Genomic DNA, 22,624 nt, shown 5'->3' with positions numbered 1-22,624 from the left:
GGGCTTTCCTCCGGACGTTTTTCGTTCGGTGTTTCTGTTGTTCTTGCGTTTCCGACTCTATCAGACTGTTTCCAGTGCCGATTCCCTCGGTGCTTTCCAGGTTCTTCGCTTTCGCATTTTCCCTTTCCGGCGGTTCCGACTCTATCAGATCCTTTCGGGCCTGATTCCCAGTCGAACTTGGGTTGTCTTTGCGGCTGTTGGGCCGTTCCGACGAGTGAGACATTAGCGGATTCCTGGGCCCCGACGCCAATCGGGGGCGTTCTCTCGAACGCGGAATCCTCATTTCGCAAAAGCGCATGGAAATGGGCGCGACAGATGTCGGGCTCATTGATCACGGTTTCTGCGGAATGGTTGCCCTCAGGCCGGTCAGGAACCGGTACTCACATAGGACAACCCGCAGAACCTTACGGAAGCAGTGCCTCCGCGTCAAGCCGGGAAGGTCGCGGCGGGGAACCCCCGCCGACTGCACTCACGCCGGCCCGGCCAGTCCCTCGTCCGGGTGACGCACTGGCACTTGCCTGCGGCACATGCCCGACAGGTCTTAGCTTCCCCGGCATGGTCTCTGCGCACCACGAATCCCTGCACAAGGTGTTCCAACGGGACACCGGCCTGCTGATCGACGCCCTCCAGGAGCTGTTGGGCGTCGACTTTCCCGCCTACCGGAAGATCGAGCCGGTCAATGTGGACCTGACCGAGATCGAGGCGATCGAGCGCCGCGCGGACACGATCCTCCGCATCGAAACGAAGGGGGAGCCGTACTTCGTCATCCTTGAATCGCAGGGGCGTCCGGCCGAGCGCAAGCGGCGCAGCTGGGCGTACTACTTGGCGTACCTCCTGGACAAGTACGACGGGCAGCCCGTGCTGCTGGTCCTGTGCCATGACCGGGCCACCGCTCGCTGGGCGGCGAAGCCCATCGAATTCGGCCTGCCCGGCTTGCCGTCCCTGGTGGTCAGGCCTCTCGTACTGGGGCCCGACAACGTGCCTGTCATGGCCGAGCCCGAGCAGGTGCGGAGCAACGTTCCGCTGGCCGTGTTCGCGGCGATCACACACGGGAACGATCCGGGCGTCGCTGCCATACTCAAGTCACTGGCCGAAGCCCTGGACGAGCTGGATCCGAATGAAGCGGTGATCTACGCCGAGTACGTCGAGGCGGGCCTGTCGGACGTGGCGGCCCAGCAGACCTGGAGGAAATTGATGGACACCCTGAATATCTTCTTCCGCTCCGAAGCTGCTCGGCGGACCCGCGAGGAAGGCCGCGAAGCAGGGCGTGAGGAAGGGCTTGAAGAGGGGCAGGCCGTGGAGCGGGCGCGGATGGTGTGCACCGTTCTGGAGCGGCGTGGTCTGGAGCCTTCCCTGGAGACTCGGGAACGTATCGCTGCCTGTCGGGACCTCGAAGTGCTCGGGCGGTGGGCGGAGCTCGCCTGGAGTGTTTCCTCCGCGGAGGAGATCTTCGCCGAGGAGGAGTAAGAGGGGCGACTGCTCGGGGTCGCGGAGTGCGCGCGGGCGGGGCATTGTGACGCTCCCCCGCGTGCCCCAACCCTTCGTGCCCCGATGTGTGGGATCGGTGTGACCCAGCGCTCAGGGCGGATTCGTAGGGCTGGACTCTATTATGCAACTAGTTGCATAAGTGTCGTCCTGTGAGTGTGTGGAGGCTTCGGATGAGTCAGGCGAGCCCGTCGAGTCAGTACCCGCATCTGTTGGCCCCGCTGGATCTGGGGTTTGTGACGCTGCCCAACCGGGTGGTCATGGGGTCCATGCATGTGGGGTTGGAGGAGGCGGAGAACGGGTTCGCGCGGATGGCGGCGTTCTATGCCGAGCGGGCGCGGGGCGGGGTCGGGCTCATGGTGACCGGGGGGATCGCGCCGAACGACCAGGGGCGGCCGTATCCCGGGGGCGCGAAGCTGACCACGGCCGAGGAGGCGGCGGAGCACCGCGTGATCACGGACGCGGTGCACGAGGCGGGTGGGCGGATCGCGATGCAGATCCTGCACTTCGGGCGGTACGCGTATCACCCGGAGCTGGTGGCTCCGAGTGCCTTGCAGGCGCCGATCAGTCCGTACGTACCGCATGAGATGACGGATGCCGAGGTCGAGGAGACCGTCGAGGACTTCGTGCGGGCAGCGGGGCTGGCGCAGGAGGCGGGGTACGACGGGGTCGAGATCATGGGGTCGGAGGGGTACCTGATCAATGAGTTCGTCGCCGAGCACACCAATAAGCGGGCTGATCGGTGGGGTGGGGCGTACGAGAACCGGGTGCGGTTCCCTCTGGAGATCGTGCGGCGGGTGCGGGAGCGGGTGGGGCCAGAGTTCATCGTGATCTACCGGTTGTCGATGTTGGACCTGGTGCCCGGTGGGTCGACTTTTGAGGAGGTGGTGGGGCTCGCGAAGGCGGTGGAGGCGGCCGGGGCGAACATCATCAACACCGGGATCGGCTGGCACGAGGCGCGGATTCCGACCATCGCGACGTCGGTGCCGCGCGGGGCGTACGCCTGGGTGACGAAGAAGGTCATGGGGGCGGTGGGGATTCCCCTCGTGACGACGAACCGGATCAATACGCCGGAGCTGGCGGAGGAGTTGCTGGCCGGTGGGTTCGCGGATCTGGTGTCGCTGGCGCGGCCGTTCCTGGCGGATCCGGAGTTCGTGGCGAAGGCGCGGGAGGGGCGGGGGCATCTGATCAATACGTGCATCGGGTGCAATCAGGCCTGCCTCGACCACACCTTCAGCGGGAAGATCACGTCGTGTCTGGTGAATCCGCGCGCCTGTCATGAGACGGAGCTGGTGCTCTCGCCGACGCGGCTGCGGAAGCGGGTGGCCGTGGTCGGTGCGGGGCCGGCGGGGCTCGCTTGCGCGGTGACGGCGGCCGAGCGGGGGCATGCGGTGACGCTCTTCGATGCCGCTGAGGAGGTCGGCGGGCAGTTGAACGTGGCGCGGCGGGTGCCGGGGAAGCAGGAGTTCGACGAGACGCTGCGGTACTTCCGGAACCGGTTGGAGGAGTGCGGGGTCGAGGTGCGGCTCGGGGTCGAGGTCACCGCGGAGGGGCTCAAGAAGGAGGCGTACGAGGAAGTGGTGGTCGCCACGGGGGTGACGCCTCGGGTGCCGGAGATCGAGGGGGTCGGGCACCGGAGTGTCGTGGGGTACCTGGAGGTGCTGCGGGGCGAGGTGGAGGTCGGGGAGCGGGTGGCCGTGCTGGGGGCCGGTGGCATCGGGTTCGATGTGGCGGAGTTCCTGACGGACGAGGGTGAGGGGGCGTCCGTGTCGCCGGAGGTGTTCTTCCGGCAGTGGGGTGTGGATGTGGAGTACGAGGGGCGGGGCGGGTTGCGGGCTCCGGAGCGGGTGAAGGCGACGCGGACCGTTGTTTTGATGCAGCGGAAGGAGACGAAGGTCGGGGCCGGGCTGGGGAAGACGACCGGGTGGATTCACCGGACGGAGCTGGCGAAGAGGGGGGTGGAGATGGTTGCCGGGGTGACGTACGAGCGGATTGATGATGCGGGGGTGCATGTGGTGGTCGGGGGTGAGCGGCGGGTCCTGGAGGTGGATTCGGTGGTGCTGTGTACGGGGCAGGAGGCGCGGCGGGGGCTGTATGAGGGGTTGTTGGTGGGTGGGGGTGTTGGGGTGCACCTGATTGGTGGGGCGGATGTGGCGGCGGAGTTGGATGCGAAGAGGGCGATTCGGCAGGGGGTGGAGGTGGGGGCGGGGCTGTAGGTCCCGGGAGGGGGTGGCCGGGGGCCGGTGGGTGCCGGGGGCCGGTGGGGCTCGGACGGTGCCGGTGGGCGCGGGCAGGGGGCGGTGTCCGGGTGGGCCCGGATCGGGCGGGCCGCCCCCTTGCCCGCCCGTCCCGCCCCCGGGGGGCGGCCCCGCCGCCCAAGGGGACGGAGGGTGGTGGAAAGGGGCGCCGCCCAAGGGGGCTAGGGAGGCAAAGGCGGGCGCCGCCCAAGGGGGCGAGGGAGGGGGGGGAAGCGCCGCCCAGGGGGCGAGGGAGAGGGGGGTGTCTAGGATGCGGGCATGTCATTGCCGCATGCGATTCTTACCGCCCTGTTGGAGAAGCCGTCCTCGGGGCTGGAGTTGACGCGGCGGTTCGACATGTCGATCGGGTACTTCTGGTCGGCGACGCATCAGCAGATCTACCGCGAGCTGGGGAAGCTGGAGCAGGCCGGGTTCATCCGGGCGCTGCCGCAGGACGTACCCACGCGGGGCCAGAAGCGGGAGTACGAGGTGCTGCCGGCCGGGCGCGAGGAGTTGGTCGCGTGGGTGGCGAAGGCGGAGGATCCCAAGCCGTTGCGGGACGCGTTCGCGCTGAGGCTGCGGGCGGCGGCCATGGTGGGCACCGGCGAGCTGCTCGGTGAGGTCGAGCGGCACCTGGGGCTGCACCGGGTGCAGTTGGCGACGTACCGGGAGATCGAGAAGCGGGACTTTCCGGCCGGTGCCAGTGGGCGCGAGGAGCGGATCCAGCATCTGGTGCTGCGGGCCGGGATCGAGATGGAGCGGTTCTGGGTGGGGTGGCTGGAGGAGGCCACGGTGGAGCTGCGGGAGCTGGACGGGTAGGTGTCCGGGCACGTACGCAGGGCCGGGCCCCGGTGGGGGTGTGCCCTGGCGTGCGGACAGGCCGGGCCCCGCTGNGGCGTGCGGACAGGCCGGGCCCCGCTGAGGGTCGGGCATGCGGACAGGCCGGGCCCCGCTGAGGGTCGGGCATGCGGACAGGCCGGGCCCCGCTGAGGGTCGGGCATGCGGAAGGGCCGGGCCCCTGTCGGGGGTCCGGCCCTTCGTGCGCGGGTCCTGTGCGGTCAGCCCTTGCGGGAGGCCAGGAACTCGTCGAAGGTCAGGCGGCCGTCGCCGTTGCTGTCGTGCGCGTTGATGACGGCCTGGGCCACGGTCTCGGTGACGGTGAAGTCGCCGAGCTCCGCCATCAGGCTCTTGTACTCGGCGGCCGTGATGGTCCCGTCGCCGTTCTTGTCGAACTTGCTGAACGCGTCGCGCGCCGCATCGATGTCGATGTCCGCCATGTGGTCCACCCCTTGGTGCAGTCAGGCCAATACGGGCGACAGGTTAGCGGCCCTGGTCGACACCGAGGCGGGGCGGGTTCGGGATTCGGTTGCCGAAGTAGTCGCGGGTGAGGCCGTCGGGGGTGGGTGAGGCGGGCTGGAGGCGTACGTCAGTGGGGGTGGTCAGGGTGGGGGTGCGGAAGAGGGTGTTGAGTGTGCGTGACTCTGCGTGAGTGATGTCGTTATCAGCATATGAACGTGACGGAGAGTGTGAGGTTGCATGGCGTGCATGCTCATGCGGCGTTTCGCAGGCTCCGTGAGGGTGCCCTTCCGGTGGTGGAGGGGCTCACGTCGTCTTCTGTCCACGCGTCCAAGTGTGGGTTGGTAGCCCATCGTGTCCGCAGAGGGATCGAAGTGGCGGCGGCCGATGGCTGAGCCGAGGAAGCAACTGCGGCTCCTTGAGGCGCCGTTCGTCGCCGCGGGTCCGTCCGGGGTGGCCGTCCGTGACCGCCTCAAGCACCTGACGCCCGGCGATGAGGAGGTGCTGCGGCTGGTGGGTGCGTATCAGGGGGCGTTGGCGTCGGGGGATCTCAAGGCGCGCTGTGCGGCCGGGCACGGTCACGACAACGAGGCCTGGGCGGTCCGCAAGCGGGAGCTGACCGGGAGGTCGTCGTCACGGATCGCGGGGGCGATCACCAAGGTCACCCACGACCAGTACGCGCTCGCCCGCCGATGCCTCCTCGCGCACATCCAGAGCCTGGAAGCTGGCATCGCGATGCTGCGCCACAGGCTGTCCCTGCCGCTCGGGGCCAAGGGCAGCAAGCGGGCACCGGGCGGCTACCGGTCGAAGGGCGAGTGGTTTCACAAGTCCCGCCGCCTGCACCTCCTGGAAGACCGCCTCACGGCGGCCCGTGCGGACTGGGACAGCGGGCGGGCCCGGGTGGTGCGGGGCGGGCGGCGGCTGCTGAAGACCCGCCATCACCTTGATGCCGCGCACCTGACCGAGGACCAGTGGCGTCGGCGGTGGGAGGCCGGGCGCTGGTTTCTGACGGCGGACGGGGAGTCGGGCAAGAGGTTCGGCAACGAGACGATCCGCGTCACCCCCGACGGCCAGGTCTCCCTCAAGCTGCCCGCCCCGCTGGCGTCTCTGGCCAACAGCAAGCATGGCCGGTACACCCTGGCTGGGAAGGTCGCGTTCGCCTACCGGGGCGAGGAGTGGCGGGACCGTGTCGAGGGCAACCGGGCGGTCGCCTACCGCATCCACCTCGATGTAGACCGTGGACGCTGGTACCTCATCGCGTCCTGGACCCGCCCCACCGTGCCCACGATCCCGCTGGCCACCGCCCGCGCCCAGGGGATGATCGGTGTGGACACCAACGCCGACCACTTCGCCGCCTACCAACTCGACACCCACGGCAACCCGGTCGGTGACCCGCACCGCTTTTTCTACGACCTCTCCGGCGCCTCCACCCACCGTGACGCACAGGTCCGGCACGCGATCACCCAGCTCCTGCACTGGGCCAAGCAGTGCGGCGTGCGGGCGATCGGGATGGAGAACCTGGACTTCGCCGCCGAGAAGACCCGCGAGAAACACGGCCGCAGGAAACGCTTCCGCCAGCTCATCTCCGGCATGCCCACCGGCAGACTCCGCGCCCGCCTGACTGCGATGGCTGCCGAGGCGGGCATCGCGATCGTCGCAGTGGATGCGGCCTACACCTCGATGTGGGGCAACGAGCACTGGCGCACACCCCTGACCACCGCACACCGCACCATGACCCGCCATGACGCCGCCTCAGTGGCCATCGGCAGGCGCGCCCTCGGGCACTCGATCAGGCGTCGGACGGCACCGCCCCCGCAGCACCGGAGTGATGCTGCGGGGCATCGGACCGCCCAGGCCCGACCGGGAGTCCCGGGGCGTGAGGGAACCCGCCCACCCGTCACGGACCGTGCACTCGATGCGCGTCACCGAACCGGGACACCAAGAACGCGGGCAACCAGCGCATCCAACACCGTTCGGGATGTGCGCAGTACCAGGACCTGGGTCCAAGACCCACTCCTGCACACTGTCTAGGAACGGTGGGTGCTTGGATCTCTGCATGAGAGACCTTGCGCATGCTTTCGAATGCCCCGACTCGCTTGCCCGCATTCTTGATTCGGCTGCCCAAGGGGTGTTCCCGCCGCCAGACGGCGGGGTGACCGTGGTGCCGCAGGCGGAGGAGCGGGTGGCGGGGGTGCTGGCCTTCACCGCCCACTCGGTGATCTTCACGGATCAGGATCCGGAGTGGGTGCGTACGACGCTGGCTCGGACCCCGTGTGATCCGCTGGCCGCGTCCATGAACCCCGTGTTCCTGGTGGCGTTGGCCGAGAAGGCGGGGCGGCGGATGAACGACACCATTGATCTGCTGACGCTGGCGGAGGCGTTGCCGGGGGCGCCGGATGCGGGGCTGGGGTTGGTGGAGCTTGATGATCCTTCGCATCCGCGAGTGGTGCGGGCGAGGAAGTTCCGGGATGAGGTGCGGGTGTGGCGGGCGGCCGGTGGGGGTGTGCTGATCCTCGGGCGGGGTGTTGCGGGGCGGTGGGAGGCGGCGATTCAGGTGGATGAGGGGGCGCAGGGGCGGGGGCTGGGGAGGCAACTGGCGGTTGCGGCGCGGCACTTGGTGCCGGGGGGTGTTGTGTGGGCGCAGCAGCCGCCGGGGAATGCGCGGAGTGTGAGGGTGTTTCAGGGGGCGGGGTATCAGGCGGTGGGGTCGGAGGTGCTGATGGTGCGGGGGTGAGGGGGGGCTGTGCGGGGTGGTGGGTGGTTGCGGTTCAGGCCGGGGGCGCTGCCCCCGGACCCCCGGTTTTCGCCCCAGCCCCGCCCCTTCACCTAAACCCTGCGGGGCAATCCTTCACCTAAACCCTGCGGGGCAATTGGGAGGGTTCCGTGCGGGAGCGTCGTGGCTGGTCGCGCAGTTCCCCGCGCCCCTGGAAGGGGCGCGGGGTTGGTGGGCCGGTGTGGGAATGTGCGGGTCAGCGGAAGATGCCTGTGTGGCCGAGGGAGTAGCGGCCCGGTTGGGGGTAGACGGCGAGGCCGTGGGGGCCGTCGCCGACCGGGATGCGGGCGAGTTGGCGGCCGGTGGTGGTGTCGATGGCGTAGACCTCGGAGTCGTAGCGGCCGGCCAGCCAGAGGACCTTGCCGTCGGCGGAGACTCCGCCCATGTCGGGGCTGCCTCCGTCGGGGAGGTGCCATTTCTTGGTGAGTTTGTTCTGCGCGAAGTCGAAGACGGAGATGGAGCCTTCGCCGCGGTTCGGGACGTACATCTCCTTGGAGTCGCGGGAGATGTAGAGGCCGTGGCAGCCCTTGCCGGTGGGGAGGAGCTTGGGGGTGGTGAACTTCTCGCCGTCCAGGACCCACATGCCGTGGGCCATCATGTCGGCGATGTAGAAGGTCTTGCCGTCCGGGGAGATCTTGACGTCCTGCGGCATGGCTCCCTCGAAGGGGAGTTTCTGCTGGCCGATGACCTTCATCTTCTCGGTGTCGACCTTGAGGAGTTCGCCGGAGAACTCGCAGGAGACGACGAAGTAGCGGCCGTCGGCGGAGAAGTCGGCGTGGTTGACGCCCGCGCAGGTGACGGGTTCGGTCTTGACGCGGTTCATGGTGTGGGGGTCGCGGAAGACCAGTTCGCGGTCCATGGAGGCCATGACGACGGCGTGCTTGCCGTTCGGGGTGAAGTAGAGGTTGTAGGGGTCGTGGACCTCGACAGGGTTGCCCGCCTTGCCGTTGGCGGGGTTGATGGGGGTCAGGGTGTGGCCGCGGTTGTTGTTGACCCAGAGGGTCTTCATGTCCCAGGAGGGGACGACGTGCTGGGGCTGGATGCCCACCGGGATCGTCTCGATGACCTTGTAGGTCTTCGGGTCGATGACGGAGACCGTGTTGGAGTTGGTGTTGGGGACGTAGACGCGGGAGGGGAAGTTCCGGGCGACGGGGGCGATGTTGCCGGGGCGGTTGGCCGCGTAGATGTCGTTCGGGTTCTGCACCGGGGGCATGCCGGGCAGGCCGGCCGGTGCCGCCTTCTTCAGGGCGGGCGGGGCGGCCGCCTTGGTGCCGAGGGCCTCGACGTTCTCCTTGCCGCCGGGGTCGGCACAGGCCGCCAGCGTGGAGAGGAGGATTCCGGCCAGGCAGAGGGTGCGTTTGCGGGAGGTCATGGGGTCAGCAGCTCCGTGGTGGTGACCGCGCGCAGACCGCGGCGGTGGAGGTCGTCGAGGAGGGCGGGCAGCGCGGCGACCGTGTCCGCGTAGCCGAAGTGCAGGCTCACCACGGATCCGTTGCGGATCTCCCCGGCGACCTTGCGGGTGACGGCCGTCGCGCCGGGCGAGGTGAAGTCGAGGGAGTCCACGTCGTAGGAGAGGACGTGGGGGTAGCCGGCCCGGTGGGCGAGGCGCTGGATGCGCGGGGTCGCGAACTGGGTGCGGGACGGGCGGAACCACGTGCCGATGGAGCCGGTGAGGCGGCGCAGGCGGGCCGCGCAGTCGGTGATCTCGCGGAGGGCTTCCGCGTCCGTCATGTCGGAGACCGTGAGGTGGCGTTGGGTGTGGTTGCCCAGGTCGTGGCCGCCGTCGAGGATGCGGCGGGCCATCGCCGGGTGTTCGTCGAGCCAGCTGCCGACGGCGAGGACGGTGACCCGGGCGCCCGCGCGCTCGGCCTGGGCGAGGAGGGTGCGCGCGATGGCCGGGTCGCCCTGGCCGTGGAAGGTGAGGGCGACGGCGGGGCGGTTGCGGGGGCCGTGTTCGATCTGCGCGGGGTGACCGGGGAAGCGGCGCGGGGCTGGCGCGGACCGGGTCCGGGTGCTGCCACCGGGGGTGCCGGGGCCGGCCGTTCCGTTCGTACGGTCCGGATGCGTGCCGTACGGATTCGTGCCGTACGGAGAGGCAGCGCCGCCCGTGGAGCCCGCGTCCGTGGGCGTGCCGCCCGTGCCCGTCATGCCGTCCGGGCCCGAGGGGGTGGCCGGGTGGGTCGGGGTGGTCGTGCCGGTGCCGTCGGCGAGGCCCGCGTCGGGGCCCGGCCGGGTCGGGGGCGTGGTGCCCGTGCCGTCGGCGGGGCCCGCCGGTGTCGCGGTTCCGGATCGTACCGACGGAGACGTGCAGGCGGTGCCCAGTGCTGCGGTCAGGGCGGCGCCTGTTCCCGCGCGCAGCAGGGTGCGGCGGTCGGTCGGTGGTGCGATGGGGCTCACCTCGCCGGTGTCGGGTGGGGCGACGGGCGGGGGCGGGGGCGCCCCGGGTGAGCACCATAAGTGTGACAAGCGAAGAATCTGACGATTGGTCCGATGAGGGCGTTTCGGGACCAAGGGGACCAAGGCCCTGGGCGCTCTCGCGTACGGGGCCGAGCCGGACCCGGAAACGCCAGAAGCCCCCAGGCGCCGGGGTGGGGCGCTCTGCGGGGGCTTCCGAGGGGGCCGAGGAGCGGAAGGGGTGTGCTCCAGGGCCTGATGACGAACTCGCCCGGGTCAATGGGGTTCGCGTTGTCGACTATGGCAGACGGGTGGCTTCAAGCCAAAAGTCCTTACTCGGACAAAGCGCGCAAACCGCCACAGTTTAGATGTGAATCGTTGGTGAGATGGGCCACTGGCCTGGCATTCTCTGCATAAGTATGGGATTGGATGCGTGAATCATCGATGAAGTGCGGCTGAACTTCACCCCGGGGAGCCTTCAGCGCTCCCGGTCCACGACCCGCATCTCGAACCAGGTCGTCTTGCCGCGCGGCAGCAGGTCCACGCCCCACCGGTCGGAGAGCTTGTCGACCAGGAAGAGGCCCCGGCCGCTCACGTCCAGCTCCCCCACCGGCATCAGGCACGGCAGCCCGCGCGAGGGGTCGCGCACCTCGATGCGGATCCAGCCCCTGCGGCGCAGCATCTTCAGCCCGAAGACGCGCGCCCCCGTGTGCCGCACCGCGTTGCCGACCAGCTCCGAGACGAGGAGCACCGCGAATTCCGAGACCTGCGCGGAGAGCCCCCACTTGTGCTGCACCACCCACAGCGTGAGCCGGCGCGCGGTGCCCGCCGATTCGCCGAGCGAGGGCAGCTTCACCTCGCCCTCCGTCGGGTCCCCGAACGTCTCCCGCTCCCCGCGTGTACGTTCGCACTCGACGGCCGGCATCCACCGCGCAGCGGTCGCCTGCCCCTGCTGCCGCGGTTCCTCCATACCCTCCAGGCCCGCCATGCCCCCATCATGGCCGCCGCCGGGGCGGTACGGGGTGTTCCGGGAGAAACAATCCCCCGGAACATCCCCTCCACAGGGCGGCTCCTGGCATGTGCCGGAGACAAAAGCGGGTCGCCACTACCGGCCTGACCTGCGATGACTAGCCGCATGTGAGTGATCACCCGGAGTGCGGGCCGCGCAGACCTTAAGCCGCGCTTAAGGCTGAGCTAACCCTCACCTCCGGGTGACCCGTCGTCAATTGGCCATTCCTCAGAGGAACTTGGCCTTGCCGGGGCCCTCCTCCACGAAGGACCGCATGCCGCGCTCGCGGTCCTCGGTGGCGAACAGGCCGGCGAACCAGGTGCGTTCGACGGCGAGACCGGTCTCCAGGTCCGTCTCCAGGCCCGTGTCGACGGCCTCCTTCGCCGCACGCAGGGCGAGCGCCGGGCCCTGGGCGAGCTTCGCGGCCCAGGCGTGCGCCTGCTCGTACACCTCGGCGGCCGGGACCACGCGGTCGACCAGGCCGAGGGACAGGGCCTCGTCCGCCTTGACCATGCGGCCGGTGAAGATGAGGTCCTTGGCCTTGGAGGGGCCCACCAGGCGGGAGAGGCGCTGGGTGCCGCCCGCGCCGGGGATCAGGCCGAGCAGGATCTCGGGCTGGCCCAGCTTGGCGTTGTCGGCGGCGATGCGGAAGTCCGCGCAGAGGGCCAACTCGCAGCCGCCGCCGAGCGCGTAGCCGGTGACGGCGGCGACGACCGGCTTGGGGATGCGGGCGACTGCGGTGAAGGACTCCTGGAGGGCGCGGGAGCGGACCACCATCGCGGTGTGGTCCATCGCCTGCATCTCCTTGATGTCCGCGCCGGCGGCGAACACCTTCTCGCCGCCGTAGAGGACGACGGCGCGGACGTCCTCGCGGCGGGTCGCCTCGTCGGCGAGCTCGCGCAGCCGGTCCTGGGTGGCGACGTCGAGGGCGTTCATCGGGGGGCGGTCGAGGCGGATGGTGCCGACGCCGGAGGCGACTTCGAGAGTGACTGTCATACGGGGGAGGTTAGCGGGCGTTCACGGACGCGGAACCCCCGGATGCGCAAGGGCCCGGTGCACTTGGTCACAGTGCGCCGGGCCCTTACACGTACGGAGTCGGAAGGGTTACTTCGTCCAGTCCGCCCAGGACATGTTCCAGCCGTTGAGGCCGTTCTCCGGGGCGATCTTCTTGTCGTGCGAGTTCTTGACGATCACGACGTCGCCGATCATGGAGCGTTCCCAGAACCAGCCCGCCGGGGTGCCGCTGTCGCCCGCGCCGCGCACGTCGCGCAGGCCGACGCAGCCGTGGCTGACGTTGGCGGAGCCGAAGGTGCCGGAGCCCGCCCAGTAGTTGCCGTGGATGAAGGTGCCGGAGTCCGACAGGCGCATCGCGTTGGGGACGTCCTTGATGTCGTACTCGCCGCCGAAGCCGACGGTGGCGCCGTTCATGCGGGTCACCTTGAGCTTCTCGGAGATGACCATCTCGCCGTTGTACGTCGTCGTGGACGGCGCGCCCGCGGTGATCGGGATCGTGCGCAGGGTCTTGCCGTCGCGGACGACCTTCATGGTGTGGTTCTTCGCGTCGACCGTGGAGACCTGGCTGCGGCCGATGGTGAACTTCACGGTGCGGGTCTGCTTGCCGTAGACGCCCTTGCGGCCCTCGACGCCGTCCAGGTTGATCTTGACGGTGACCTTGGTGCCGGGCGCCCAGTACTTCTCCGGGCGGAAGTCCAGGCGGTCGTTGCCGAACCAGTGGCCCTCGATCGGCACCGACGGCTCGGCCGTGACCTTGATGGCCTTCTCGACGTCGTCCGGCGAGGTGATGCCTCGGCTGAAGCGGAAGGACACCGGCATGCCGACGCCGACCGTGGAGCCGTTCTCCGGGCGGAAGTCACCGATGAAGGTGTTCTTGGGGACGAGCGTGGTGAAGCTGGTGTCCTGCGCGGAGGCGCGGCCCTCGGCGTCCTTCGCGAGCGCGTGCACCTTGTAGGTGGTGCTGGCCGCGAGGTGGTGGGTGGGCTCCCAGCCGGCGCCGTCGGCGGAGATCTTGCCGTCGATCTCATTGCCCTTGGTGTCGGTGACCTTGACCTCGGACAGCTTGCCCTTCTCGGCGGTGACCTTCAGGGTGCCGCTGGTGGCGACGTCCTTCGCACCGTTCTTCGGGGCGACGGTCACGACGGCCTGGGAGGCCTTGGTGTCCGCCTTGCCCGGCTCCTGCTTCTCCTTCGCGGCGGGGCTCTTGTCCCCGCCGCCGCACGCGGTGACCAGAAGCAGCAGCGCACCGAGCACGAGCGCGAGCAAGGCCCGGCCGCCGTTCCCGCGTGCCGCCCGGCGTCCCGTGGATGCCCGGACCTCGAAGGTCTGGACCGGCTGGCTGTTCAATGTGGAATTCTCCCCTCGCGCACGGCCTGACCAGGCCCGCACCCCCGTACGCAACTACCGCGCACACTGCGCTAGATAATCACACCGGGCGCGGTGGGAACTCCCCGGAAATGTCACCGTTCCGTTCCAAGTGACGGGCCGGTGTCAGGCGGGTGGCCTGCGGATACGTCGCAGGCCAGGACCGGCCTCCCGGGGATCAGCGCAGGGCGGAGCCCGCCGTCCACTGGTCCCATCCCATGTTCCAGCCGCCGAGGCCGTTGTCGGGAGCGACATTTCGGTCGGTCGAATTGACCACTTCGACCACGTCGCCGATCAGTGTGCGGTCGAAGAACCAGCCCGCCGGGGTGGACTGGCTGCCGCCCTTCACGTCCCGCAGGCCGATGCAGCCGTGACTGGTGTTGCTGGAACCGAAGACTCCGCGCGCCCAGTAGTTGCCGTGCAGGAAGGTGCCGGAGGAGGTGAGCCGGATGGCGTGCGGGACGTCCGCGATGTCGTACTCGCCGCCGAATCCGACGGTGCGGCCGTTCATCCGGGTCACGTCCTGCATCTCGGTGACCACCATCTTTCCGTTGTACGTGGGGTTCTTGGCGTCTCCGGCGCTGATCGGCACCTCGCTGAGGACCTCGCCGTCGCGGGTGACGGTCATGGTGTGCTCGTCGGCGTCCACGAGGGAGGTCTGGTGGCGGCCGACGGTGAAGCCGACGGTCTTGTTCTGGATGCCGTAGACGCCGGGGGCGGCCTGGACGTCGCGCAGCCGGATGTCGGTGGTGACACGGGTGCCCGGTTTCCAGTACGTACGCGGCCGGAAGTCGAGCCTCTCCTTGCCGAACCAGTGCCCGACGACCGGCACGGCGGGCTGCGAGGTGACGCGGATGGCGCGCTCGACGGCGGCCCTGTCGCGGATGGGCCGGTTGAAGGAGAAGGAGACGATCATTCCGGTGCCGACGGTGGAGCGGTTCTCGGGCTTGAAGTACCCGATGAAGCGCTCCTCGGGGACGAAGGTGGTGAAGGAGGTCGTACGGGCCTGCCGCTTGCCGTCCTCGTCGACGGCAACGGCGTGCACGGTGTACTTGGCGGCCAGCACCAGCCGGGCGGAGGCGTCGCCGGCGTCCGGCTGCCAGGAGGTGCCGTCGGCGCTGATCCTCCCCCGTACCTCCTGCCGCTCGGAGTCCTCGACGCGCAGCACCTTCACCCGCTCCAGGCGGCCCTCGGGAACGGTGACTTCGAGCGGCGAGCCGGCCTTCACGTCGCGGGCCCGGTCCTCGGGGACGATACGGATGGCCTCCTCCGGCGTCAGGGGTGCGCCGTCGAACCAGGAGCCGATGCCGCCCGAGCAGCCGGTGAGGGAGAGGAGGAGCAGGGCGGCGAGTCCGGTCCGGAGCGCGCGCCTCGGGGGGCGTCCGGCTTTCGGGGCGGTGTGTCTCACGCTTTCCGGGGCTGTGTGTCTCACGTTCGGGCCAACGACCAGCGGCCTGCGGGGGAAACGTGAGTGCGAGCGCCACTCTGGGCATGACAGCAGGAAGGACCTCATGTGGAGAGCCTGGCGGCCGGGACGCCGCCAAAGCCTCTCGACTCGCCGGTCCCCGACGAGCCGCAGGAGGCTGACAGGTGTCGAGCGCACCCGAGCGAGACGTGCAGGTGGTACGTACAGGCGAGGCGCTCCACGGCCCCCCTGACGGGGCCGCGACCAGGGCCGTGCACGAGAACGGCGGCCACAAGCAGCCCGGCGAGAGCCCCCGGCCACCCGTGTGGCCGGGGGCTCCGAACCCCCTGGGGGCCCGCTTCCGGGTCGGCCCGGACGGGGTGGCGGGCACCAACTTCGCGCTGTGGGCGGGGGGTGCGGAGGCCGTCGAGCTGTGCCTGTTCGACGAGGCGGGCACGGAGACACGGTGTCCGCTGAGCGAGCTGACGCACGAGGTGTGGCACGGCTTCGTGCCGGGGGTGCGGCCCGGTCAGCGGTACGGGTTCCGGGTGCACGGCCGCTGGGACCCGTGGACGGGCGCCCGGTGGAACCCGGCGAAGCTGCTCCTCGATCCGTACGCACGCGCCGTGGACGGCGACTTCTCCCTCCCCCCGCAGGTGTACGCGCACGTCCGCGACTGGCCGCAGCAGCACGTGGCGGACACCGTCCGCGACGAGCGGGACTCCGCGCCGTACGTCCCCAAGGGCGTGGTCGTCCATGACGACGACGACTGGGTGGACGACCGCCGCCCCAAGACCCCCTGGGCGGACTCCGTCATCTACGAACTCCACGTGCGCGGCTTCACCATGCGCCACCCGGGAATCCCCGAGGAACTGCGGGGTACGTACGCGGGCCTGGCCCATCCGGCGGCCATCGACCATCTCGTACGTCTCGGAGTGACGGCGGTCGAACTCCTCCCGGTGCACCAGTTCGCCCACGAGGACCACCTGCTGCGGCGGGGCCTGAAGAACTACTGGGGCTACAACTCCATCGGCTACTTCGCCCCGCACGCGGCGTACGCGGCCTCCGGCACGGCCGGGCAGCAGGTCGGTGAGTTCAAGCGGATGGTGCAGGCGCTGCACGCGGCCGGGATCGAGGTCATCCTCGACGTGGTCTACAACCACACGGCGGAGGCGGGCGAGCTGGGCCCGATGCTCTCGATGCGGGGCATCGACAACCGGGGCTACTACCGCCTCCAGGACGACGCACGCCGGTACGCGGACTACACGGGCTGCGGCAACACGCTGCACGTCGTCCAGCCGCATGTGCTGCGCCTGATCACAGATTCTCTGCGGTACTGGGTCAACGAAATGGGCGTGGACGGCTTCCGTTTCGACCTGGCAGCGGCGCTGGCCCGCTCGATGCACGACGTGGACATGCTGTCCCCGTTCCTGGCGGTGATCGCGCAGGATCCGACATTGCGGCGGGTGAAGCTGATCGCCGAGCCGTGGGACGTGGGGAGCGGGGGCTACCAGGTGGGTGCCTTCCCGCCCCTGTGGACCGAGTGGAACGACCGTTACAGGGACGCTGTGCGCGACTTCTGGCGGGGCGCGCTGCCGGACGTACGGGACCTGGGGTACCGGCTGTCCGGCTCCAGCGACCTGTACGCGTGGGGCGGGCGCCGCCCGTACGCCTCGGTCAACTTCGTCACGGCGCACGACGGTTACACGCTGCGCGACCTGGTCTCGTACGAGCAGAAGCACAACGCGGCCAACGGCGAGGGCAACCGCGACGGCACGCACGACAACCGCTCGTGGAACTGCGGGACGGAGGGCGAGACGTCCGACGCGGCCGTCCTGGCGCTGCGGAGGCGGCAGCTCCGGAATCTGGTGACGACGCTGCTGCTGTCGACCGGTGTCCCGATGCTGGTCGCGGGCGACGAGATGGGGCGCACGCAGGGCGGCAACAACAACGCCTACTGTCAGGACAACGAGACGAGCTGGGTGGACTGGTCCCTCCTCGACCAGCCGGAATGGCGCTCCCTCTTCGACCTCACCTCCCGGCTGCTCGCCCTGCGCCACGCGCATCCGGTGCTGCGCCGCCGCGCCTTCTTCTCCGGGAGGCCCCAAGGGGCGGACGGGCTGCGGGACTTGGCGTGGTTCACGACGCGGGGCGAGGAGATGACGCAGGACGACTGGTACGCGCCGACCTCGACCCTGGGCATGTATCTGTCCGGGACGGACATCCCGGGGCGGGACGCGCGGGGGCTGCCGATAGAGGACGACAGCTTCCTCGCGGTGCTGCATGCGGGGGCGGACCCGGTGGAGTTCACGCTGCCCGGGGAGCCGTGGGCGGCGGGGTACGAGGTGGTGGTGGACACGTCGGCGGAGGTGCAGGAGGGGGCGGGGGTCCGGCACGAGGGGGGTGCGGTGGTTTCGGTGGCGGGGCGGACGGTGATGCTGATGCGGGTGGTGCGGTGACTCAGACCTCTTGGACGGAGTCGGGGTCGACCGGGACCGAGGTGAGGAAATAGCAGGTGTACTGGCCCTCGACGGTGTTCGTGCCGCCGTCGGAGCCGCCCATGAGGGTGGACCACTGACTCTGGCCGTACGCGGCGTAGTTGCCCGGAGGGTGCGCTTCCGCGCGCAGGCGGGGAGCGGCGTTCGCGGCGAGGGTGGCGCAGCGGCGGACGGCGATGTCGTCGCCGTCCTGGGTGGTGATCGGGGCCCGGGTGGACTTCTTGACCTTGACCTGGCCGAGGACGCGCAGGTCGTGCCGGCCGGCGGCGCAGTCGGCCGGGCGGACGAGGGAGAGGCCGTCGAGACCGGTGTCGGTGGTGGCGCAGGCGCCGGGCTTCAGGCCGGTCAGGAGGGTGAGGGTGCGGGTGGCGTCCTCGGTGCGGTCGCCCGGGGGGACCGGGGGGCCGGTTCTGGTGCCGTAGTGGGTGAAGTTGAGCTCCGCGCGGAGGGAGAGGTTGTCTTCGGCCCCGTCGTCCTCGTCGGTCTCGCGGTCCGCGAGGAGGGGGGTGAGGTCGGCGGTGGCCCTGGTCAGGCGGCCGTCCTGGTCGAGGTCGACGGTGAGGGGGACCTGGACGGGGGCGGACTTCGCGACGGCGGGTTCGGGCGAGTCGCGGAGGGCGAGGCCCTTGGGGAGGAGGGACTCGGCGACGCCGCCGTCGGCGTTCAGGGTGTAGCGGCGCGTTCCGACGGGGAGGGTCTTCGGCGGGGCCGTGGGGAAGCTGGCGAAGGCGACGTCGGCGAGGGTGCCGCCGTACGGGGTGAGGGAGCCGGCGCGGTCGTTGAAGCCCCAGGTGGCCTGGGCGAACTCCTGCGGGGCGCCGGAGGGGTAGCGCAGCCAGGTGCCCGTGAGGGTGCGGTAGAAGACGTCGCTGCCCTGGACGGCGTACCCGTAGCGCTTGCGGCCGGGCCGGTCGCCGTAGAGGTCGGCGATGGTCTCGGGGAAGTCGTCGGGCACGGTGACGGTGCGGTTGGCGTGGGCGACGCCGTGGGTGAAGGACTGGTCGCCGGTGGTGCGGTCGGTGAGGTTCCTGCTGGTGCGGGGGTGCTGCCAGGTGAGGGTGGAGGTGAAGCGGGCCGAGCCGGCGGCTTGGGTGGCCTTGCGGGCGGCGACGAGTTGGTCGGCGGGGCGGGCGGAGTAGACGGGGTGCGGGGCGGCCCCCGCGCCCTCGCCGGTCGGGGCGCAGGCGGTGGCGGTGCCGGTCAGGAGGGTGAGGCCGAGTGCTGCGGCTGCGGCTTTGTGTGCGTACGGGTGCTTCATCGGTCCCTGTCCCTGTGCGCGGTGGGGCCCGCCGCCGGGGGGCGGGGGATCGGGCGGGGATCTTACGTGTGCGGTGGGGGTGCCGCACCCCTGCGGACATTCAGCCCAACTCGGGCTGGCTCTGCGGCTCCGCTGCGCGGTCGCGCTCTTGCCGTGCCCCTTTAGGGGCGCGGGGAACTGCGCGCCCAGCCACGACGCGTCCGCACGGCAACCGGTCCCCTCTTGCCCCGCGGGTTTAGGTGAAGGGGCGGGGCTGGGGACCCTCTTGGCCCGGCGGGCCGGGGCTTCACGTGCCCGGCACGGGGAGGCGCCCCGAGGGCCCCGGGGCTGGACGCGTCCGGCGTGCAAGGTGCGGGCAGGGGCGGCACCCGGGCGGGCCGGGAGCGGGAGGGGCCGCCCCCTTGCCCGCCCGTCCCGCCCCCGGGGGGGCGGCCCCGCCGCCCAAGGGGGCGGGGGACGAGGGGGGTGGGGGCGGTCCGCCGCCCAAGGGGGCGGGGGAAAGGGAAGGGGGGCGGTCCGCCGCCCAAGGGGGCTCAGCGGAAGGGGAAGGGCGGGGCCCAAAGGGGCAGGCCGAGGACGGAGTGAAAGGAGGCGGGCCGGGGCCGGTGAGGCAAGAGGCGGGCCGGAGGGCTGAGAGGGCGAGGTCAGGAGGTGCGGACGTAGCAGGTGTACTTGCCGTGAACCCTGGTGCTGGCACCGTCCTGGATGTTCCCGTCGCTGCCGGCCGAACCGGTGCCGTTCGTGTAGTAGTAACCGGACGGGAGCGCCTCGGCGACCCAGGACTGGGGGACGGCGTCGTACTTGTCACCGCAGCGATCCATGGCCATGTCGTAACCGTCGTCCTCGGTGAGCGTGCCCTTGTGGGACTCCTCCAACGTGACCTGCCCGAAAACCCGCAGGTCGTGCGGGTCGCCGCAGTCGGTCCTGCGGACCAGCGCCCAGGTGCCGAGCCCGTTGTCGGTGACGGCGCAGTCGCCGGGCTCGACCTGCGTCAGGAGGGTGAGCGCCTTCGAGGCGTCCTCGGTCTTCTGCCCCTGCGGCACGGCGGCGGCGACCGGGGTCCCGTAGCCGGTGAAGGTCAGTTCGGCGCGCAGGGAGGTGGCTTTGCCGACGTCGAACTCCTTGAGGAATGCGGTCAGGTCGGCGGTGGAGCGGACCAGGCGGCCGTTCTTGTCGAGGTCGACGGTGAGGGGGATCTCGGGGACGCGTCGGGAGTCCTTGCCTGCAGGAGACTCCAGGTGGGGCAACAGGGGGGAGACGTTGCCGCTGGGGACCTTGAGGCTGTAGCGGCGCGTGCCGTCGGCGAGGGTCTTGGGCGGGGCGGTCGGGAAGCTGGCGAAGGCAACGTCCGCGAGGGTGCCTCCGTAGGGAGTGATCGTGCCCGCCAGGTCGGCGAGGTCGCCCTTCGCCCAGGCGAAGTCCCAGGTGGAGTCGGACGGGTAGCGCAGCCAGCCGCCCTGCTTCGTGCGGTAGAAGACGTCGGTGTCCTGGACCGCGTAGGTGCGGCGGGTGCTGCCGGGGTTGTCCGCGTAGGCGTGTTGGACGGTCTCCGGAAAGCCCTTGGGGATGGTGAGCGTTCGGGTCGCGTGAGCGGTGGCGCTGCCGAAGGACTGGTCGCCGGTGGTGGTGTCGACCAGCTTCCCGGCCGGGGAGTCCCAGGTGAAGGTGGAGGTGAAGCGGGCGGTTCCGGCGGCCTTCGTCGTCTTCCCGGCGGCCACCAACTGGTCGGCGAGGCGTTCGGAGTAGACGGGATGCCTGGGCGGGGCGGTGGGGCGCGCGTCCGGCTTCGGGCCGGTGGCGTCGTCGCAGCCCACGGCCCCCAGGAGCAGAGCCGCTGTCAGCACGACGCAGGCGCGTATGCGCATCCTCTTCATGTCCCCCACCCCTCACGTTCACATACGGCGACCCATGGTGCGGCTGAGGCCCGTGAGGCGAAAAGCACGGCCGGATCACGATGTTCCGGAAGGGGCGGCAATACGGCGGGGTTCAGCCCAGGATGCCGCGTTCGTAGCCCGTGGCGACCGCCGCTGCCCGGTCGTTGACGGACAGCTTGGCGTAGAGGTGGGTGAGGTGGGTTTTCACCGTGGCCTCGCTGATGAAGAGGATGCGGGCGATTTCGCGGTTGGAGGTGCCCTTGGCGACCAGGCGCAGGACGTCCAGTTCGCGGGTGGAGAGGGGGGAGTCGGAAGTGGTGGACGCGGGGCGGGGGTTGCGGACCTGGGTGACCAGGCGGGTGGCGACCGCCGGGGAGAGGACCGTGCGGCCGGCGGCTGCCGCGCGGACGGCCGTGAAGAGTTCGTCGCGGGGGGCGTCCTTGAGGAGGTAGCCGGTGGCGCCCGCCTCGATGGCGGGGAGGGTGTCGGTGTCCGTGTCGTACGTGGTGAGGACCAGGACCTTGGAGGCGACACCGCGGCGGGTGAGTTCGGCGATGGCGGCCACTCCCCCGCCGCCCGGCATCCGGAGGTCCATCAGGATCACGTCGGGGGCCAGGCGCTCCGCCAACTCGACGCCCTGCGGGCCGCTTTCGGCCTCGCCGAGGACCTCGAAGCCGGGGGCCGCGGCGAACATGCCGCGCAGTCCGTCCCGTACGACCGGGTGGTCGTCGACGAGGAGGAGAGTGATCACGGAAGCGTCGTCAGTGTTCTCAGGCATGGTCGACCAAAGGTACGCGGGCCGATATCGCCGTGCCGTAGCCGGGTTCGGACTCGATGTCGACGGTTCCGGCGAGGCGTTCGGCGCGGGCGCGCATCCCGCCCAGGCCGAAGCCGACGGCCGTGTCGGCGGCGAGGTCGAAGCCCCGGCCGTCGTCGCGGACGTCGAGGGCTATCTCGTCGCCGAGGTAGGACAGGGTGACGCCCACGCGGGTGGCGTGGGCGTGCTTGGCGGTGTTGGTGAGGGCTTCCTGGGCGATGCGCAGGAGGGTGGCCTGGATCTCGTCGTGGAGCGGGTCGACCGTGCCGGTGACCGTGAACTCGGCGGGTACACAGGCCGATCGGGACCAGTCATCGACGGTCTTCTTCAGGGCCTCGGGGAGGTCGTCGTGCTCCAGGGCGGCCGGGCTCAGGTTGCGCACCGAGCGGCGGGCCTCGCCGAGGCCGGTGCGGGCGAGGGCGGTCGCCCGGTCCACGTGGGTCCGGGCGGTCTCCTGGTCCGGGCTGTCGGTGGCGGCCTGGAGCTGGGTGACGATGCCGGTGAGGGCCTGCGCGATGGTGTCGTGGATCTCGGCGGCGAGGCGGCGGCGCTCGTCGGAGACCCCGGCCTCCCTTGCCTGGACGACGAGTTGGTCGTGCAGGGCGGCGTTCTCGGCGAGGGCCTCCTCCAGGCGGGCGTTGGACTCTTCGAGGGCCTGGATGGTGGCGACCTTGTTCTGCCGGTCCATCTCGGCCTTGTGCCCGAAGCGTTCGAAGGTCAGAGCCAGGGAGACGTGCAGGGCGAGCAGTGCGCCGAACAGCCACCAGGCGCCCCCGGCCTGTCCGTACGCCATGGTGACCGCCGTGGCCAGCAGGCCGATCCGGCCCCAGCGGAGGCCCAGCATGTCGTGGGAGTCGAAGTAGCCGAGCACCGCGTAGATGGAGAAGAAGGGATTGAGGTGGGTGAGGACGAAGGCGAGGATCGTCCGGAGGACGTAGTAGACGGTCTGGCTCGTGGTGGAGTCGTTGCCCCCGTCGAACTGGAACAGCCCGGCGCGTCCGGCCCAGGTGTGCAGGACCAGTGCCACGGCGATCACGGGTACCAGCGCGTACAACTCGCCGGTGGTCATCTCCAGTTCCTTGACGGTGGACAGGGCGACGGCCAGCGCGAGGGCCAGGATTCCGTACGGTCCCCAGCGGAAGATCTTCCCCCGCAGCTCGTCCTCGATCACCATCGGCCGCTCCCCCGGTCCCATCTGC

At 70.3% G+C, this 22,624-nt stretch carries 17 protein-coding genes; 6 read left to right on the top strand and 11 right to left on the bottom strand.

Going from position 1 to position 22,624, the window contains the following annotated elements; genetic code table 11:
* The first annotated feature begins 555 nt into the window (after positions 1-555).
* The 3 genes from IE269_RS32300 (at position 556) to IE269_RS32290 (ending at position 4,541) form a co-directional block, all read left to right on the top strand.
* Complete coding sequence (locus IE269_RS32300) at positions 556-1,467, top strand: hypothetical protein (RefSeq protein ID WP_189826790.1); 912 nt, start codon at positions 556-558, stop codon at positions 1,465-1,467.
* Between the two features lie 191 nt (positions 1,468-1,658).
* Complete coding sequence (locus IE269_RS32295; protein WP_189826789.1) at positions 1,659-3,701, top strand: NADPH-dependent 2,4-dienoyl-CoA reductase; 2,043 nt, start codon at positions 1,659-1,661, stop codon at positions 3,699-3,701.
* Positions 3,702-4,001: 300 nt separating this feature from the next.
* Positions 4,002-4,541 (top strand): PadR family transcriptional regulator, encoded by a 540-nt coding sequence (locus IE269_RS32290; protein ID WP_189826788.1) that lies wholly within the window; start codon positions 4,002-4,004, stop codon positions 4,539-4,541.
* Between the two features lie 239 nt (positions 4,542-4,780).
* Here IE269_RS32290 and IE269_RS32285 read toward each other — a convergent pair whose 3' ends face one another.
* Complete coding sequence (locus IE269_RS32285) at positions 4,781-4,999, bottom strand: EF-hand domain-containing protein (RefSeq protein ID WP_189826787.1); 219 nt, start codon at positions 4,997-4,999, stop codon at positions 4,781-4,783.
* 406 nt (positions 5,000-5,405) lie between these two features.
* Here IE269_RS32285 and IE269_RS32280 point away from each other — a divergent pair, with 406 nt between their 5' ends.
* Both IE269_RS32280 and IE269_RS32275 read left to right on the top strand, forming a co-directional pair.
* Positions 5,406-7,049 carry a transposase gene (locus IE269_RS32280; protein ID WP_189826786.1) on the top strand — a complete coding sequence of 548 codons (1,644 nt, stop codon included), beginning with the start codon at positions 5,406-5,408 and terminating at the stop codon, positions 7,047-7,049.
* 25 nt (positions 7,050-7,074) lie between these two features.
* A complete protein-coding gene (locus tag IE269_RS32275) occupies positions 7,075-7,752 on the top strand; it encodes a GNAT family N-acetyltransferase (protein WP_189826785.1) in 678 nt (225 codons plus the stop codon).
* A 235-nt stretch (positions 7,753-7,987) separates the two neighbouring features.
* On the opposite strand, the gene IE269_RS32270 is transcribed toward IE269_RS32275, so the two are convergent.
* The 6 genes from IE269_RS32270 to IE269_RS32245 all read right to left on the bottom strand — a co-directional run bounded on the left by IE269_RS32270 (position 7,988) and on the right by IE269_RS32245 (position 14,981).
* Positions 7,988-9,163 carry a YncE family protein gene (locus IE269_RS32270; RefSeq protein WP_189826784.1) on the bottom strand — a complete coding sequence of 392 codons (1,176 nt, stop codon included), beginning with the start codon at positions 9,161-9,163 and terminating at the stop codon, positions 7,988-7,990.
* Positions 9,160-9,939, bottom strand: coding sequence for a polysaccharide deacetylase family protein (locus tag IE269_RS32265; RefSeq protein WP_189826803.1), 780 nt, complete (start codon positions 9,937-9,939; stop codon positions 9,160-9,162). Before IE269_RS32265 ends, IE269_RS32270 begins: the two co-directional genes overlap by 4 nt.
* A 724-nt stretch (positions 9,940-10,663) precedes the next feature.
* Complete coding sequence (locus tag IE269_RS32260) at positions 10,664-11,173, bottom strand: ATP-binding protein (RefSeq protein WP_189826783.1); 510 nt, start codon at positions 11,171-11,173, stop codon at positions 10,664-10,666.
* Positions 11,174-11,422: 249 nt separating this feature from the next.
* Positions 11,423-12,190, bottom strand: coding sequence for an enoyl-CoA hydratase/isomerase family protein (locus tag IE269_RS32255; RefSeq protein ID WP_189826782.1), 768 nt, complete (start codon positions 12,188-12,190; stop codon positions 11,423-11,425).
* Positions 12,191-12,298: 108 nt separating this feature from the next.
* Positions 12,299-13,555, bottom strand: coding sequence for a L,D-transpeptidase (locus IE269_RS32250; RefSeq protein WP_189826781.1), 1,257 nt, complete (start codon positions 13,553-13,555; stop codon positions 12,299-12,301).
* A 196-nt stretch (positions 13,556-13,751) separates the two neighbouring features.
* Complete coding sequence (locus IE269_RS32245; RefSeq protein WP_229898378.1) at positions 13,752-14,981, bottom strand: L,D-transpeptidase; 1,230 nt, start codon at positions 14,979-14,981, stop codon at positions 13,752-13,754.
* A gap of 182 nt (positions 14,982-15,163) precedes the next feature.
* Between IE269_RS32245 and glgX the strand changes: the two genes are divergently transcribed.
* Positions 15,164-17,437, top strand: a complete 2,274-nt coding sequence (gene glgX, locus IE269_RS32240; protein ID WP_189826779.1) for a glycogen debranching protein GlgX — start codon at positions 15,164-15,166, stop codon at positions 17,435-17,437.
* Between the two features lies 1 nt (position 17,438).
* Here glgX and IE269_RS32235 read toward each other — a convergent pair whose 3' ends face one another.
* The 4 genes from IE269_RS32235 to IE269_RS32220 form a co-directional block, all read right to left on the bottom strand.
* On the bottom strand, positions 17,439-18,734 hold the full coding sequence (locus tag IE269_RS32235; RefSeq protein ID WP_189826778.1) for a hypothetical protein: 1,296 nt from the start codon (positions 18,732-18,734) through the stop codon (positions 17,439-17,441).
* Positions 18,735-19,378: 644 nt separating this feature from the next.
* A complete protein-coding gene (locus IE269_RS32230; RefSeq protein WP_189826777.1) occupies positions 19,379-20,608 on the bottom strand; it encodes a hypothetical protein in 1,230 nt (409 codons plus the stop codon).
* Between the two features lie 112 nt (positions 20,609-20,720).
* Complete coding sequence (locus IE269_RS32225) at positions 20,721-21,386, bottom strand: response regulator (RefSeq protein ID WP_189826776.1); 666 nt, start codon at positions 21,384-21,386, stop codon at positions 20,721-20,723.
* Complete coding sequence (locus IE269_RS32220) at positions 21,379-22,599, bottom strand: sensor histidine kinase (protein WP_189826775.1); 1,221 nt, start codon at positions 22,597-22,599, stop codon at positions 21,379-21,381. Before IE269_RS32220 ends, IE269_RS32225 begins: the two co-directional genes overlap by 8 nt.
* Positions 22,600-22,624 lie beyond the last annotated feature (25 nt).

The organism is Streptomyces spiroverticillatus, from assembly GCA_014650415.1.
Taxonomy (GTDB): Bacteria; Actinomycetota; Actinomycetes; order Streptomycetales; family Streptomycetaceae; genus Streptomyces; species Streptomyces spiroverticillatus.
Note: the sequence above shows the minus strand (reverse complement) of the source record. Positions and strands in the feature narration are given on the sequence as shown.